Source organism: Telluria sp. RB2R28, assembly GCF_059685835.1.
In genome coordinates, this window is sequence record NZ_JCASIK010000001.1 from 188,874 (window position 1) to 203,972 (window position 15,099).

Consider the following 15,099-nt stretch of genomic DNA (forward strand, 5'->3'; position numbering starts at 1 on the left):
GTACATGAAACAGGTCGGCGGACCCGGCGCGCATGCATGATTGACAAGGCGGCACAGCAGCGCTGTGGCCTGCCGTGGTAGATTAGCGTCATTGGCAATCTTCATACGTCGACAGCAACAAGCCGTCCCAAGGGATTCTATGCGAGAACGGCGCGGCAAGGTGTGAATGGATGAGCACAGGCGGAGACCGAGCATCATGAGTACAGCGATTTACAGCCACCCCGACTGCCTGCGGCACGAGATGGGCGATTGGCATCCCGAGTCCCCGGCCCGCCTGCGGGCGATCGACGACCAACTGATCCTGGCGCGCCTGGACGGCCTGATCGAGCAGCGCAGTGCGCCGCTGGCCGACACGGCGCAGATCCTGCGCAACCACACGGCGGGCGCGCTGGCGCTGGTGCGCGACCATGTGCCGACGACGCCGGGCGACTATTACCCGCTCGATGGCGACACGTCGCTCAATCAGCACAGCTACCAGGCGGCGCTGCGCGCGGCCGGCGCTGCCGTGGCGGCAACCGACGACGTCATCGCCGGCACGGTCACCAACGCCTTCTGCTCGGTGCGCCCGCCAGGCCACCACGCCACGCCGACCGAGCCGATGGGCTTTTGCCTCTTCAATAACGTGGCCATCGCCGCGCGCCACGCGCTCGAGGCGCATGGACTCGAGCGCGTCGCAATCATCGACTTCGATGTCCATCACGGCAACGGCACCGCCGACGCGTTCAAGGGCGATCCGCGCGTGCTGATGGCGAGCTTCTTCCAGCATCCGTTCTTTCCGTACACCGAGCCCGAGCCGATTACGGCCACCTGCGTGAATGTACCGGTGCCGGCGCGCTGCGAGGGCGACACCGTGCGCCAACTGGTGCAGGACCAGTGGCTGCCGGCGCTGCACGCCTTCAAGCCGCAGATGATTTTCGTGTCGGCCGGGTTCGACGGCCATCGCGACGACGACATGGGCGGCATCGGGCTGGTCGAGGCGGACTACGCGTGGATCACGCGGCAGGTGCTGGCGGTGGCCAACGAGCACGCCGGCGGGCGGATCGTCAGCTGTCTCGAAGGCGGCTACGAGCTGTCGTCGCTGGCACGCAGCGTCGTGGCGCACCTGAAGGTGCTGGCCGATCTCGAATAGTCGGGAACCGCGGCCGCATTCTGCTCTCTAACGTAGCACCGGCACGCGCCGGGCAGCGAGGAGACCAGCATGAAGCACCGCCGCATCCCGTACGCCTTCTACGTTGTTTGCACCTTGTGCCTGCTGCTGGCCAGCACCGTGGCGGGCGCCACCAACTACACGCTCTGGATCAATGGCCGCAGCAGCGGCGGCGCTCCTGGCAACTACAGCGACTTTCGCTACTGGGGCCCGGCCGCTACCCCTGCCGGCATCAACAAGCAGGCAGTCAACTGGGATGGCCGCAGCAGCATTGCCTCGCAAAGCGGGCGCGTGCGCGATGCGCTAGACTGCTTCTGCACGGGCCAGAACTGGTGCTACATCGCGGCCTACAGCGCGGGCGACCTGCTGCTTGGCTACACGCTGGCCAATTACGGCGGGTCGGCGCGCGCCGTGACGAACGCCAGCGCGAACGCCAGCGGTGTATGCGCCGCCAGCGGCGGCGTGCAGACCGGCTGGAACCTCAAATGGGTGCGCGTCGCAGCCGGCGCGGCAGGCGGCTCCGAGCTCGCCAACGCCGGCGCCTGGACCACCTCCGAGCCGCTCGTGCAAGACCTCAAGACCAGCACCGCGCGCGCCATGTACAACCACAATGACACCCGCAACGTCTGGTTCTACCGCTACGCGGGCGCACGCGGCACCGCGTACTCGTTCCTGTTGCCGGGCCAGGACGACGAGGTCGTGGCCTACCACAGCAGCGGCGGCGTGGCCGGCAATGCGGGCCGTTCGCTGTGCAATCCTGGCGACTGGCTGTGCGACGACCTGCGCCTGGGCACCGCGCCGAACCAGGGCGGCAGCGTCAAGTGGAGCTGGCACTCGGTCGTGTTCCGCGACGACGGTGAACGCTTCAACCACTATGGCGACGGCAACTGGGCCGGCATCATTGGAGTCATGCGTGACGCGATGGTCGATACGGCCAACTAGGTGGCGCGCCGTCTGGCTGGCGCTGGTCGTCGCCGGTGCGCTCGTGGCCGGGCTGTTCTGGCACCAGGACGATCCGGCGCTGCCACGTGCAGCATCGGCGCCGCCGGCGGGCCTGCATTTTTTCAGGCCGGTGCCGGTCTTGAATCCTGCCGGCGACGACCGTACCATGCGCCGGCGCCAGCTTGCCGGGCAGGTCCGATTAACGCAGCACACCTATTGCAGCTACCTCCAGCACACCCGCTATCCGCATGCCTCGCGTCCAGCCGCGCAGCACCCCGACCAGCTGTATCCGAACCAGCCTGTGCGCGAATCGAACCCAATGCGTGTCGATGGCGGCGACAGCGATCCGGGCGTGCTGGTGCAGACCGCGCAGTCACGTGTCTACCTGGCGGCGGGCGAAACAGTCGAGTTTGCGCTGCGCGCTGTTGACGCGCACGGCGCCGCGCTGCCGCTGGTGGTCACACGTGCGCTGGTCCAGGGGATGGTTGCGCAGGGAGCGCGCCCCGCGCCCAGCGCGACGCTGGCGTTTTCAGAGGATGACGGCGGCAACTGGCGCGCCACCTTCACGCCGCAGGCGGGCGCGCTGGCCGGCTTTCACGGCACCATCCGCAGCGAAGTGCGTTTCAGCGCGGCCGGCCGTGCGGGTGTCGTGTTGTTCGACGTGATTTATTCGCCCGAGTTGCCTGCCGTGTGGGCGGGCGCGCCGCGTGAAGCGATCGGCGCGGACGCGCTCGAGTTCATGCTGCCGCTCGATGTGCGCCTGGCTGGCCGCTACGTGGTCAGTGGCCGCATCGACGATGCGCTGGGCCGCCCGTTCGCGCTGGCGAGCTTCAACGAACTATTGGGGCAGGGCACGCAGTCGGTAGCGTTGCGCGTGCATGGCAAGCTGCTGCACGACACCGATCCTGGGCCGGCGTTGCCACTGGTGCTGCGCGATGTCGAAGGTTATTTGTTGCGCGAGAATGCCGACCCGGACCGGCTGCTCCTAGCGCGCCGCGAGGGACCCGTGCTGGTCAGCCGCACGCTGTCGCTATCGGGTGTGCCCAATAGCGAATGGCAGAGCGAGGAACGCAGCCGCTACCTGGCCGAGTATGCGAAAGACCGCGCGGCGGCGCGCGAGCGCTTGGCGGCGTTCGATCCGGCGGCCACCTTGCCGCCTCTTGCGTGCAGCGGGCCGGGGCTGGTTCAGTAGGGCACCAGCGGCAACTCCACCAGCGCGGACACCGCGATGGCGCAGCACAGCAAGCCCACGCCATACCAGCGTGCCATCGATCGTTTCAGTCTGTCCCGTGCGCGCATATGTCGTCTCCGCTGGCGGCCCGCCACCGTGCGTGGCCAAGGGCCAGTGTGCACGCCGAATATGTCAACAGTGTTGCAACGGCTCAACGTCATGCGCAAGAGAAAGACCGGGTGTGGCGGGTTCACCACGCTCGCGTGCGCCACCAGCGTAAAATAGCACCCTGAACGAAAGATAAAGAAAGCAACAGCATGTCGATACAATGGTTCCCGGGCCACATGAACGCGGCCAAGAAGGAAGCGGCCGAGCAGATGGAGAACATCGATCTGGTGATCGAAGTCCTCGATGCACGCCTGCCCGAGGCGAGCTGCAACCCACTGGTGGACCAGCTGCGCAAGTTCCGCCAGCGTCCCAGTCTCAAGATCCTGAACAAGATCGACCTCGCCGATCCGGTCGCCACCGCTGCCTGGAAAGCCTATTACGATGCGCAGGACGGCGTCACGGCCTACCCGATGACGACCAAGAAGCCGGCCGACGTCGCCCGCATCCCCGATCTGGCCCTGTCGCTGGCGCCGCACCGCGGCGTGCCAACGAAGCCGCTGCGCATCATGATCATGGGCATCCCCAACGTCGGCAAGTCGACGTTGATGAACGCGCTACTGAAAAAACGCGTGGCCAAGGTGGGCGACGAGCCGGCCGTGACCAAGGTCCAGCAGCGCCTGTACCTGAACAAGAACGTGGTCCTGGTCGACACGCCCGGCATGCTGTGGCCAAAGATCGCCATGGCCACCGACGGCCTGATGCTGGCAGCCAGCCACGCCATTGGCACCAACGCGCTGGTCGAAGAAGAAGTGGCCGAATACCTGGGCGAACTGCTGCTGCAGCGCTACCCGCACCTGCTCACCGCGCGCTATGGCCTGAAAACCGAGGGCATGGATGGTGTGGGCGTCATCGAAGGCGTCGCGATGCGCCGGGGCTTCCGTGTGCGCGGCGGCGAGTACGACTACGAAAAGGCAGCGCACTCGCTGCTGCAGGATTACCGCCAGGGCGCCCTGGGCCGCATCAGCCTGGAAACGCCGGATTCGCGCGCGGCCAGCCTGGCCCTGCACGCGGCCGAAGTGGCCGAGAAAGCCCGCCTGGCCGCCGAGAAGCTCGCTGCCAAGCTCGAAGAGCAGTCGCGCGGCAAGCGCGGCAGCTGACCCGACAGGGCGCGTGCCGACACGGTATAATCGCGCCGTTTTGGTGCTCTCGCGCGCATTCCAGCGCGCGAAGTTAAACGGGAAACACGACAGGGCTGCGCCGCGCGCCGTCCTGGAAGTGTGCTGCCCCCGCAACGGTCAACAAGCGCCGCGTCCGCACATCCTGCGCCGCGGCAGACAATCTCGATAACCACTGTCCGCACGACAGGAAGGTGAGGGCGTCCGCTTGCCAGCCCGGATACCGGCCAGGACAGGTGGAAGCGCAAGGCGCTTCCTTCGACGCCAGGCTGCGGGGACGCAGCGGGGCGCCCTTTACCGAGAACACATTCATCATGACTTTTGCAGCTCCCGCGCGCCGCGCGCCCCTCGCCGTGGCGTGCGCCTTCGCCGTGTCCACCTTCGCCACCCTCGCCACCGCGCAGGAAACGCTGGCGCCGGTCGTCGTCACCGCGTCCCGCTTCCCGGCCACCGCCACGCCAATCGGCGCCACCGTGATCACCGCCGAGCAGATCCGCAGCGCCGGCGTGGCCGACGTCAATGCCGCCATTCGCAAGATCGGCGGCGTCTTCGGCCGCCAGAGCCTGGACGGCTCGCCCGACTTCAGCCTGGACCTGCGGGGTTTTGGCACCAACAGCGCGCAGAACGTGGTGGTGATGGTCGACGGCGTGCGCCTGAATGAAAATGAGCTGGCCAGCACGGTGCTCTCGAGCATCCCGGTCGACACGGTCGAGCGCATCGAAATCACCCGTGGCGGCAGCAGCGTGCTGTACGGCGACGGCGCCACCGGCGGCGTGATCCAGATCTTCACCCGCCGTCCGCAAGGCAGCGGCACGCGCGGCACCCTGTTCGTGGAAGGTGGACGCTTCGACGCGCTCGACCTGCGCGCCTCGATCGCGCATGGCGCCGGCCCGTGGTCGTTCGACGCCGCCGTGGCCGACCGCCGCACCGACAACTACCGCGACAATAACAAGTACGAGCAGACGAGCTTCAGCGGCGGCGTGCAATATGCGTACGCCGCGAATGGTCGCGCTGGCCTGCGTTTCGAGAGCTCGCGCTCGAACTCGCGCCTGCCGGGTTCGCTGACCGACGCGCAGTTCCAGTCGATCCCGACCCAGAGCAATACGCCGGATGACTTCGGCTCCCTCGACACCGACCGTGTCAGCGCCTTCGTCGAACATCGCATTGGCGCCATCGAACTGGCGGCCGAGCTGTCGCACCGCGAGCGCGATGTTGGCTCGACGTATGTGTTCTCGGGCTTCCCATCGGCCTCGCGCTACCAGTCCGAGCAGACCCAGTTCTCGCCACGTCTGCGCCACACCGCCACGCTTGGCGACAAGCGCAATGAATTCGTCACCGGCATCGACCTGACCCGCTGGGATCGCCAAGTGACGTCGAGCTTCTCGGCCGGCGACGCGAAACAGGATTCCAAGGCGATCTATGTGCGCGACGAACTGACCTGGAACGCGCCGCACAATGCGCGCCTGGCCGTCGGCGCGCGCCATGAACGTTTCGACAAGGACTACGCCGACCCGCTCGCTTTCACCGCCCCGGAAGACACCGGGCAGTCGGTCAATGCGTTCACGGTCGAAGGCAGCGTCGACGTCGCGCGTGAAGTGACCATGTTCGCCAAGGCCGGCCGCAGCTACCGCATCGCCAATATCGACGAAAACTCGTACCGCGCCACAACGGATGTGCTGGCACCGCAAACCTCGCGCGACCTGGAGCTCGGCGTCGCCTTCGGCAACGATGCGCGCAAGGCCACGGCTCGCGTATTCCGGCACCGCCTGACGAACGAAATCTTCTTCGACCCGACGCTGGCGGGCGGCTTTGGCATCAACACCAACCTTGATCCCACCCGGCGCCAGGGTGTCGAAGTCGAAGGGCAGGCGCTGCTGGCGAACAACCTACGCCTGACGGGTGCCTGGCAATACGTGCAATCCGAGTTCCGCGATGGTCCGAACGCCGGCCGCGAGATGGTGCTGGTGCCCAAGCACGTCGTGACGACGCGCCTGGCCTGGACTCCAGGCAATGGCCAGACCGCCGATGTCGGCGCGCAGTGGGTGGCCAGCCAGCGTTTCGGCGACGACTTTGCCAACAGCTGCGACGCCCGCCTGCCGTCGTACACCACGGTCGACGCCCGCTATGCGCGCCGCTTTGGCCCATGGGAAGCGTCGGTGTCGGGCCTGAACCTGCTTGATCGTCAGCACTACAGCTATGCGTTCAGCTGCCGCGCCGGGATTTACCCGAGCGATGGCCGCCAGCTGAAGGTGTCGCTGCGCTACGACTTCTGATCCATGTTCTGCCGGGCGCGGACGGCTGATGTATTTGCATGCATGTTTCAGCGGTAAGCAAATGCAATAAATCGCGCCCTGCAGACAGGGAAACGGCAAAAAGTGGTAATCTCGCGATCGTTCGCTCAATCATATATGTGGAAGGATGTTATGCGCACTCTGCGTTTTGCCCTCGTTGCTGCCGCCCTGGTTGCCGGTTTCGCCAATGCTTCGCCGACTGATCCACGCGTCGGTTCCGAATACACCGTGCTGGCCGCGCCGCAGCCGACCCAGACCGTCGGCAAGAAGGTCGAAGTCGTTGAATTCTTCGCCTACCACTGCGGCGCCTGCAATGCGTTCGAGCCAACGCTCAATGCATGGATCAAGAAGCAGGGCGACAACATCGTGATGCGCCGCATCCCGCTGCCGTTCCAGGGTCCGAGCGACCCGGAAGCACGCCTGTTCCTGACGCTCGACGCCATGGGCAAGCTGGAGCAGTACCATGACCGCGTGTTCCGCGCCGTGCACGTCGAGCGCAAGCGCCTGATGAAGGACGAGGACATCATCGCCTGGGCAACCTCGAACGGGCTGGACAAGGCCAAGTTCATGGAAGCATGGAACTCGTTCGGCGTCCAGACCAAGCTCAAGCGTCTGCCGGCTGTTGCTGAAGCGTACAAGGCCAGCAGCACGCCGACCGTTGTCATCGATGGTAAATACGTCGTGTCGCCGGCTACTGTGGCACAATCGAACAAGATCCAGGACATGGGCCAGCTGATGACGGCCACTGGCCAGGTCCTCGATGCACTGGTAACGAAGGCAGCCCAGACCAAATGACCAACGACGTCGAACGCGACATCCTCAAGATCTACGAAGGGTCACGGCCCAAAGAGGAAGAGCTGTTTGAGACCAGCCGCGTGAACCATGTCGCGTGGTCGCTGGCGGCGATCTTCGCCCTGGTGGCTATCTGGCTCGCCATCGCGCTGGTCAATGCCGAAAACCAGCGTCATGCGCTGGCGACGAACAAGTGCCCCGACATGGTCTTCAAGTCCGGTGTCGACAAGGCCTGCCTCGTCACGGTCAACTCGCGCGATCACTGGTGGCAGCATCTGTGGCATGCGGTGACGAATGTGCGTCCGCTGCCGAGTAATGTGGGGCAGTAAAGGTTGTTGATAGCAAGTTGAACGGCGTCCGATGGACGCCGTTTTTCATGGCTCAGTCAGCGTTATCTGTTGATGACACTGATAGCAATGCAAAGCAATTGATCCGGCGAAATCACTCGCTCCCCATCCAGCGCCCAGCGCCAGCCCAGGTAATTTGACAGGTAGCGCGACGCCACGCCATGAAAGCCCTGTAGCCAGGCCTTGAAGCGCTGGTGGTAGGCGTTCACGTTCTGCAGGTGGATGGCAAGGCTGCCTAGACGCCTTAGACGCACACCGGCGCGCACATTGACCGCCTCGTGCGCGATCCTGTGCTTGCGTGCAAAGGCGCGGTAAGCGGGATGGCCGTCACTGACCAGCAAGGCTTGCCTGTTGAGCCTGGGTAGCAAGTCACGCTCGAGTTGCGCAGTCTTCAGCGCACCGCGCCCAGTGACGGCGTCGACCGTGCGCCCTTCGCGGTCGCGCGCGACCAGGATGCAATCGAGTTCGCTGGAAATGCCCCGTTTGGCAGCATGGCCGCCGCGGTGGCGCGGTGGCCGATCAAGCGTACGCGAACCTTTTTGTGACTCCAGCAGAAATGTTTCGTCAGCCTCAACGATGCCGTTGAGCGCTGCGGGCCGGTCGAGCTTGACCCAATGCAGGAAGCGGTGGCGCCATCGAAAGGCCGTATTGCGGTGTACACCGACCCGATCTGCCGCCTTGCGCACGGGGAGTGAATCGAGCAGCACCTGCGAATACGCGAGCCATTTGGCCTTGTGCCTGAGCCGCGCCAGCGGCGTGCCGGTGAGGTCGTTATAGGTACGGCCGCAGGAGCAGCAACGATAGCGCTGCAAGTCGTTGGCGAAACCATGCCGATAGCAGTGCTCGTTGCCGCATCTGGGGCAGCAGCGGCCGGGCGCTCTGACCTCAGAGATGAGCGCAACCACCTGATCGAGTCCGGCTGCACGATGCAGGGCATCAAGCACTTGCCGGCGCTGCGGCTGGTTCAGTGAAGGTAGTTTTGCGAACCAGTCCTTGAAACGTGGCGCTTTCATGATCGACTCCTGACGCTGGGGACAGGAGTTGGACCACTGGACTACTCGTCAGTTCAAAGCTAGTCTCTATTTAACGTTGACTGCGCCTTTTTCATGGGCAGGCCCATATAGATTGGAGCACGTGTGACCCCAATAGGTAAATGCCCGATGCGATTGCCACGATGGTGCGACAGGTTATTCATGGCAATCGTGCTGCTGGCAAGCATGTCGCCTGCGCTGGCATTTCCGCCACCGCCGGACAAACCACCGTTGCTGCGCCAGGCCAGCATGACAGTCACCGTGACATTGATCGAGGCAGCCAACGGGCAAGTCTTCAGGATCACCGAGCTTTGCAAGGTCAGCGGCAAGATTCCCGTGTATGCCGACGACGGCGACGCTGCTTCCTGGTACCTCGAGCAGATTCACGGTTGTCACATGCTGAAAAAGGGCAAAAAGCTGCCAGTCACGGTATTGGGCGTCATGGCAGTGTCGAAAAAAACCGGCACGTATGCCCGCGCCTATGTGAAAGTCGTTCCGCCCGATGCTGTTCCTCTTTGCCCCGACGTGTGTGGGCCACAACCGCTGGCGAGTTCCGATGCCGAGATTCGTGTCAGCGGTTCGCCCAGGTCATTGAAGTTCAAGTTGGACGTGAACCCCGTGTCGATGCTGAACGCGAAGCCAACGGTCTGGCTTGATGCCGAGGTGGAGATGGTCGATGCAGTCAGATAGCCTGGCTTGACTGCGCCTTGTTATTCCACCGGCGATACCGCAGGCATGGCCCGGGCGCTGGCACTCCAGCGCCGCAGCGCCACCGAGGCGCACGCCGCCAGCACCCCCCCGACGACCAGCACCAGTCGCGTGTCGATCAGCGTTAGCACGGCGCCCAACAGCGCCATCAGAATATTGGCCAGGCAGAAAATGGTCGACAGCAGCGCCATGACCGAACCCTGGCCGTAATCCGCGAACGTATCGGCCGACCAGGTTTGCAGCGCCGTGTTGTAGAACGCATGCGGCACGCCGAACAGGACGATGCCCGCAATGCCGATCCACAGATTGCCAAAGCCCACGCACAGGATCGCCGTGGCGCCCACTGCCGCATACCAGCCAGCGCGCAGGCGGCCTTCGACGAGGCTGGCGTGGCCGGCGAACAGCGCGGCAGTGGTCATCAACGCGCACATGCCCATGTTGACCAGAGAAATCTGGCGTGCATCGTAGCCGCCCACGTCGACCAGCCACAACGGGAAGTACTCATACAGCGACGCCACACCGCAGCAATAGCCCAGATGGATGATGAACAGCGTGCGCAGCGGTCCGTGGCGCAGCAGCGTCAGCGCATGGCGTTCACGCGCGACGGTCCACCAGCGCAGGCCGTGCGTGGCTGGTGGCGTCGCCGGGATCGTCAGGAACACACCGAGCGTGCCCAGTAAGAGCGCGACCGAGGCGATGCCAAACGGCACTTCTGCGCCGTAGGCCATCGTGAAACCGCCCAGCAGCGGGCCGACGAGCCAGCCCAGATTGAAGGCACCATTGAGCCAGGACAGCGCGTGGTTGCGCAGCGGCCCCTTGACGCGTTCGATCACGAGCGCGCGCATGACGGCGCCATTGCCTTCGAGAAGGCCAGTGAAGAAGCGCGCCGCGAGGAACAGCAGGTACGATTCCATGACCATCGCGGCGGCTGTGAGCAGGTGGCCGAGCGCCGCGCCGACGGTCGTCAGCAGCAGCGCGCGGCGCCGGCCGAAGCCGTCTGACAGCGGCCCCAGCACCGCGCTGCCGATCAGCAGGCCCAGCGGATTGATCATCAGCGCAATGCCCAGCAGCAGCTTGGGTGGCAGGCCGAGGAAGCTGTTTAAGCCGTGGATGCTGCCGTCGGCAAACAGCGGCGCCAGCATCGGATAGGGCAGGGAGGCGCCGACGGTCGACAGCAAGGCCAGCGCGCACAGGGTCGTGATCAGGAAGCGTTGATTCATGCGGGAGATCCCATGGACAGCGGCAGCCGCACGACGAAGCGCGCGCCGCCAAGACCAGACGTCGCCACGTCCAGCGTCCCGCCATGCAAGACCACCGCCTTGCGCGCGATCGACAGGCCGAGCCCGAAGCCACCGGTGGCGCGGTCGCGGCTGCGGTCGAGCCGGTAGAACGGCTCGAACACCTTGTCGCGCTCGGCTTCGGGGATGCCGGGACCGTCGTCGTCGACGGCAATCTCGATGCCGGTTGGTCCCCGTTCGGCCGACAGCACGACCCGGCTGCTGGCATATTTCTGGGCGTTGCGCAGCAGGTTGCCGACAGCGCGCGCCAGCAGGCGGGCGTCGCCGTCGATGGTACCGAGCCCGTCCGCGAGCTGGCAACTGACGTCCTGGGGCGACGGTGGCAGCGTGGCGCAGCAGTCGCGCAGCAGCGCGTCGAGATCCACCGTGGCGCCCTGCAGCGTGCCGGCGCTGTCGAGTTTGCTCATATCGAGCAGCTCTCTCACCAGATCGTTCAGCTCGCGCACGTCGCCCTCCATCGCGGCGATGCGGCGGCGCAGGTCCGGGTCGCTGGCGCGCGCGTCGAGCAATTCAAGGCCGAATTCGAGGCGCGCAATTGGCGTACGCAATTCGTGCGAGACCGAATGCAGCAGGCTGCGCTGCGCGCCCATCAGCGCCTCGATGCGCCCGGCCATGTCGTTGATGCGTTCGGCCAGCGGATAGACGATCTCGGAAGGGGCGAGCCGGGCGCGTGCCGACAGCTTGCCGGCGCCGAACTCATCGGCCATCCGTGACAGCGATTGCAATGCGCGCCAGTGCGAACGCGACCACAGGGCAATCGGCAGCAGCAGGGCGAGGGCGACGATGACGAAGCGCAGTAGCTCCTTCTTGAGCTCCTTGCCGATATCGATTGGCAGGTTCTGCGCATGCAGCACGTCGTCGTTGCTGCCGATATAGCGCTCGCCCGCCAGGTCGACGCGCCGGTACAGGGCGCGCTCGCTGACGTCCAGGACAATCGCGCCGCGATCGAGCGCCGCACGCCGGGTAGCGTCCAGCCGGGCGCGTGCGGCCGCCAGCGGCAGCAGGTCGTAGCGCACCGGCGAGACTTCGCGCACATTGTTCAGGCGCGTGAGCCACTCGTCGCCGGGCGCTTCGTCCACATAATGTTCGATCAGGAAAATCTGGCCCGCTGCCTGGCGCCGTGCAATGTCTTCCAGCGGATCGCCGAACAGGCGCGCAAAGGCGAAGTAGATGAGGAATGTCGCGGCCGTGATCGACAGCATGACGACCACGAAGAACCGGAAAAATAGCCGGTTCACGGGTGCATCCCGGGTGACTGTCGGTGATGAAGCGCGGCCAAAAGCATGGTTTCTCCTGAGCCGGAGATTGTACAGTGGCAAGGGCGCAACCGTCAGCATCCACGCCGGTGCACGGGCGCTGCCTTACAAATTGACGACAATTGCTGGACATCTGAAGGGTGATTCACGGCGGCGCAACGCTTACCATCAGTCGCATCATCAGGGTTTCCGTTTGCCCACTGATGCGAAAGTGTCAGTGGGTTTTTTTATTTGTGCCAGAGCGAAAGCGTCTGCGTTGCCATCATGCGATTGGGAGAGCGAAGCTTGCTCGACGTAAAATATCAGCACACGAACTCCCGGAACGCCATCACGATGAAACAGTTCTTCGCCCTGGCCCTCGCTGCAGCAAGTGGTGTTGCGAGCGCGCAGACGCCGGCCACCAACCCGATGCCCGACGGCAGCCACGATATGTATGCGGGGCTGGGCGCCGTGTCACGGGCGCGCTATGAGGGCGCGGCAAACACGAAGACCTCGGTTCTGCCGGTGCTGCAGGTGCAGTGGAGCAATGGGATATTCATTTCCGGCATGAGCGCCGGGATGCACATGTCGACCGATCCCACGCTTGAATTTGGGCCATTGGTATCGCTCCACGCCAGCCGCGACGAGTCCGGCTCGGGTGGCATCGTCGATGGCGTCGGCGTGGCGACCATGCTGCCGCTGGCGGCGCGCATGCGCCGCGACAACCCTTTGGCCGGCATGCCGGACGTGGATGCCCGGCTCGAAGGCGGCGCCTTCCTCAACTACTATCTGAATCCCGCGTGGCGTCTCACCAGCAGTGTGCTGATCGGCTCCGGTAGCGAGCGCGACGGCGCCCGCATGACGCTGGGCGTGCAGCGGCTGGCCGTGGCCATTGCGCCGCAGCACACGGTCTCGTTCAATGCCGGGGTCACGCTGGTCAACCGCGACTACAACCGGAGTTATTTCGGCGTGAGCGAGAACGAGGCCTGGACCAGCGACAATCCCGTGTACCGCCCTGGAGGCGGCCTGAAGGATGTGCACGTCGGCGCGCGCTGGAACTGGGCGCTCGGTCCAACCTGGATGCTCACCACCAACGTGCAAGCGACGCGCCTGACCGGCAGCGTTCGCCATAGCCCGCTCGTCGAGCGGCCCACCAACGTGACGGTTTCGACCGCCTTCGCTTACCGCTTCTGATGATGCAACGCGTACACCTCTCCGCCTGCGTGACCCTGCTGCTGACGGCAGGCGTCGCCGTCGCGCAGGTGCGTGCCGACGAATGGGTGAGCTATCGGGATGCCTACCGGGCGATGGTGGTATTCGACAAGTATGGCGGGCCCAAGAATCTGCTGCAGAGCCAGCTGCAGGTGCGCCCGCGTGCCAAAGGGATGCTGGGCGATGGTGCGAGCCTGCTGATCAAGGGCCGCACGCTGCAAACCAGCCTGGCGCTTGATCCGCTGGGCCGCACGACGCTGCCGCTGCTGAAAGCCGCCTACGACGAGAACGCCGTGCTGGCGCCCAACCGGCCGCTGGGCGGCTTCACGGTGCGCCCGCGCATCTCGCTGGCGCTGCGCGCCGACGGCTCGTACGACGTAACCGAGCTGCGCGCCGCCTGCGAGCAGGCGCTGGGCTTTGCCCGCCACACCGACGCCTCGGCGCGCAGCCAGGCGTGTGTGGGCGTGCGGCTTGTGTTTCCAAAAACGAGCGTCGATGCCGGCGCCCGGGTGCGGGCCGGTAGTGCCGAGACCGTCCTGCCAGTCACGCGCGCGCCGGCGTTCGTGGGGGATGGCGATGACGATTTCCCGGTCGTCACCTACCGCTTCGCTCCAGCGGACGCGGCCCAGGTGGTGACCTACCACGCGCCGCTGGCGATCGTGCCGGTGTTCGAGTAAGCGAAAAGCGAGGAAAAGCGAGGGTCAGGTCTGACATTCGGACACGAGCTCGACAATCTGCTAGTCAGAACTAGCTCGCACCGGGTCATGCTAATACTGGTCAAACACTATTGGAAGTGGCTTAAGCTGAGGCCGTGTCTGAATGTCAGACCTGACCCCGGCTGTGAATCGTCAGACGTAAAAAAAACCTGTCGCGGCAGGTTTTTTTATGGGTGTGCCGTCAATTCCAGGCCGATGGCGAAAACAGGTAGCCTTCGCCCCACACCGTCTTGATTTTTTCCGAATCGGCATCGTCGAACTTGCGGCGCAGCTTGGAGATGCAGTTGTCGATACTGCGGTCGAGCCCATCGAACTCGATCCCGCGCATCTTCTTGAGCAGGGCGTCGCGCGAAAGCACGCGCCCGGCTGCCTCGGCCAGCACCAGCAGCAGTTTGTATTCGGTATTCGACAGGATGCACGGCTGGCCGCGCCAGACGACGCTGCGGTCGCTCGTGACGATGCGCAGCGCGCCAAATTGCAGGATGCGCGAATCGACACCCGACTTGGCCTGGGCGCGCCGCATCAGCGCGCGCAGGCGCGCCAGCAGCACGCGCGGCTGGACCGGCTTGTTGACGAAATCGTCGGCGCCTTGTTCCAGGCCCGAGACTTCATCGTACGAATCTTCGCGCGCGGTCAGGATCAGGATCGGGACGTCCGAGTGCTCGCGGATCTGGCGGCACACGACCATACCGTCCAGGCCCGGCAACATCAGGTCGAGGATCACGACGTCGGGCGAGAGTTCCTTGAAACGCTCGAGCGCGACGTCGCCGCGGGTGACGAGGTCAACCGCGAACTCGTAACTGGACAGGTATTCGGAGACGAGCTCGGCCAGACGCGCATCGTCTTCCACCAACATTACACGGTGCATTCAATTTCTCCTCGGTCTGTCATTGTAGCGGGCAGCATGCCGGAATGGCAGAACCTGC

At 65.0% G+C, this 15,099-nt stretch carries 14 protein-coding genes and 1 riboswitch; of the genes, 10 read left to right on the plus strand and 4 right to left on the minus strand.

Annotated elements, in window-relative coordinates; all coding sequences use genetic code 11:
- Positions 1–196 precede the first annotated feature (196 nt).
- From AC56LV_RS00835 to AC56LV_RS00865, 7 genes are all read left to right on the plus strand, one after another.
- Complete coding sequence (locus AC56LV_RS00835) at positions 197–1,129, plus strand: histone deacetylase family protein (protein WP_499555286.1); 933 nt, start codon at positions 197–199, stop codon at positions 1,127–1,129.
- Between the two features lie 69 nt (positions 1,130–1,198).
- Positions 1,199–2,089: a hypothetical protein gene (locus tag AC56LV_RS00840; RefSeq protein ID WP_499555287.1), complete on the plus strand. Its 891-nt coding sequence runs from the start codon at positions 1,199–1,201 to the stop codon at positions 2,087–2,089.
- A complete protein-coding gene (locus tag AC56LV_RS00845) occupies positions 2,061–3,281 on the plus strand; it encodes a hypothetical protein (RefSeq protein WP_499555289.1) in 1,221 nt (406 codons plus the stop codon). The genes AC56LV_RS00840 and AC56LV_RS00845 overlap by 29 nt, the downstream gene beginning before the upstream one ends.
- 296 nt (positions 3,282–3,577) lie before the next feature.
- Positions 3,578–4,525: a ribosome biogenesis GTPase YlqF gene (gene ylqF / locus AC56LV_RS00850; RefSeq protein ID WP_258836163.1), complete on the plus strand. Its 948-nt coding sequence runs from the start codon at positions 3,578–3,580 to the stop codon at positions 4,523–4,525.
- Positions 4,526–4,550: 25 nt separating this feature from the next.
- Positions 4,551–4,789: riboswitch (cobalamin riboswitch) on the plus strand.
- A 68-nt stretch (positions 4,790–4,857) separates the two neighbouring features.
- Positions 4,858–6,816 carry a TonB-dependent receptor gene (locus AC56LV_RS00855; RefSeq protein WP_499555291.1) on the plus strand — a complete coding sequence of 653 codons (1,959 nt, stop codon included), beginning with the start codon at positions 4,858–4,860 and terminating at the stop codon, positions 6,814–6,816.
- Between the two features lie 150 nt (positions 6,817–6,966).
- Positions 6,967–7,629, plus strand: a complete 663-nt coding sequence (locus AC56LV_RS00860) for a thiol:disulfide interchange protein DsbA/DsbL (RefSeq protein WP_183550131.1) — start codon at positions 6,967–6,969, stop codon at positions 7,627–7,629.
- Entirely contained in the window at positions 7,626–7,955 is a 330-nt protein-coding gene (locus AC56LV_RS00865) for a hypothetical protein (RefSeq protein WP_183550134.1), read from the plus strand. Before AC56LV_RS00860 ends, AC56LV_RS00865 begins: the two co-directional genes overlap by 4 nt.
- A 62-nt stretch (positions 7,956–8,017) precedes the next feature.
- Here AC56LV_RS00865 and AC56LV_RS00870 read toward each other — a convergent pair whose 3' ends face one another.
- Positions 8,018–8,986 carry an IS1595 family transposase gene (locus AC56LV_RS00870; protein ID WP_499555293.1) on the minus strand — a complete coding sequence of 323 codons (969 nt, stop codon included), beginning with the start codon at positions 8,984–8,986 and terminating at the stop codon, positions 8,018–8,020.
- 180 nt (positions 8,987–9,166) lie between these two features.
- On the opposite strand from AC56LV_RS00870, the gene AC56LV_RS00875 reads away from it, so the two are divergent.
- Positions 9,167–9,694: a hypothetical protein gene (locus AC56LV_RS00875; RefSeq protein WP_499555294.1), complete on the plus strand. Its 528-nt coding sequence runs from the start codon at positions 9,167–9,169 to the stop codon at positions 9,692–9,694.
- Positions 9,695–9,714: 20 nt separating this feature from the next.
- On the opposite strand, the gene AC56LV_RS00880 is transcribed toward AC56LV_RS00875, so the two are convergent.
- Positions 9,715–10,932: an MFS transporter gene (locus tag AC56LV_RS00880; protein ID WP_499555296.1), complete on the minus strand. Its 1,218-nt coding sequence runs from the start codon at positions 10,930–10,932 to the stop codon at positions 9,715–9,717.
- Positions 10,929–12,248 carry a sensor histidine kinase gene (locus AC56LV_RS00885; protein ID WP_499555298.1) on the minus strand — a complete coding sequence of 440 codons (1,320 nt, stop codon included), beginning with the start codon at positions 12,246–12,248 and terminating at the stop codon, positions 10,929–10,931. Before AC56LV_RS00885 ends, AC56LV_RS00880 begins: the two co-directional genes overlap by 4 nt.
- Positions 12,249–12,599: 351 nt before the next feature.
- On the opposite strand from AC56LV_RS00885, the gene AC56LV_RS00890 reads away from it, so the two are divergent.
- Positions 12,600–13,439, plus strand: coding sequence for a MipA/OmpV family protein (locus tag AC56LV_RS00890; protein WP_499555300.1), 840 nt, complete (start codon positions 12,600–12,602; stop codon positions 13,437–13,439).
- The gene (locus AC56LV_RS00895) at positions 13,439–14,134 is read left to right on the plus strand and encodes a hypothetical protein (protein WP_499555302.1); all 696 of its coding nucleotides are present in this window, start codon (positions 13,439–13,441) and stop codon (positions 14,132–14,134) included. The genes AC56LV_RS00890 and AC56LV_RS00895 overlap by 1 nt, the downstream gene beginning before the upstream one ends.
- A gap of 220 nt (positions 14,135–14,354) precedes the next feature.
- Here the strand turns inward: AC56LV_RS00895 and AC56LV_RS00900 are convergent, their stop codons facing one another.
- Positions 14,355–15,041, minus strand: coding sequence for a response regulator (locus AC56LV_RS00900; protein ID WP_499452831.1), 687 nt, complete (start codon positions 15,039–15,041; stop codon positions 14,355–14,357).
- Positions 15,042–15,099 lie beyond the last annotated feature (58 nt).

Excerpts from the sequence above, each read along its gene's own strand:
- AC56LV_RS00900 (WP_499452831.1), bottom strand. The coding sequence starts at position 15,041 with ATGCACCGTGTAATGTTGGTGGAAGACGATGCGCGTCTGGCCGAGCTC.
- AC56LV_RS00870 (WP_499555293.1), bottom strand. The coding sequence starts at position 8,986 with ATGAAAGCGCCACGTTTCAAGGACTGGTTCGCAAAACTACCTTCACTG.
- AC56LV_RS00895 (WP_499555302.1), top strand. The coding sequence starts at position 13,439 with ATGATGCAACGCGTACACCTCTCCGCCTGCGTGACCCTGCTGCTGACG.
- AC56LV_RS00840 (WP_499555287.1), top strand. The coding sequence starts at position 1,199 with ATGAAGCACCGCCGCATCCCGTACGCCTTCTACGTTGTTTGCACCTTG.
- AC56LV_RS00880 (WP_499555296.1), bottom strand. The coding sequence starts at position 10,932 with ATGAATCAACGCTTCCTGATCACGACCCTGTGCGCGCTGGCCTTGCTG.
- AC56LV_RS00865 (WP_183550134.1), top strand. The coding sequence starts at position 7,626 with ATGACCAACGACGTCGAACGCGACATCCTCAAGATCTACGAAGGGTCA.
- AC56LV_RS00835 (WP_499555286.1), top strand. The coding sequence starts at position 197 with ATGAGTACAGCGATTTACAGCCACCCCGACTGCCTGCGGCACGAGATG.
- AC56LV_RS00890 (WP_499555300.1), top strand. The coding sequence starts at position 12,600 with ATGAAACAGTTCTTCGCCCTGGCCCTCGCTGCAGCAAGTGGTGTTGCG.
- AC56LV_RS00860 (WP_183550131.1), top strand. The coding sequence starts at position 6,967 with ATGCGCACTCTGCGTTTTGCCCTCGTTGCTGCCGCCCTGGTTGCCGGT.
- AC56LV_RS00855 (WP_499555291.1), top strand. The coding sequence starts at position 4,858 with ATGACTTTTGCAGCTCCCGCGCGCCGCGCGCCCCTCGCCGTGGCGTGC.
- ylqF (WP_258836163.1), top strand. The coding sequence starts at position 3,578 with ATGTCGATACAATGGTTCCCGGGCCACATGAACGCGGCCAAGAAGGAA.
- AC56LV_RS00875 (WP_499555294.1), top strand. The coding sequence starts at position 9,167 with ATGGCAATCGTGCTGCTGGCAAGCATGTCGCCTGCGCTGGCATTTCCG.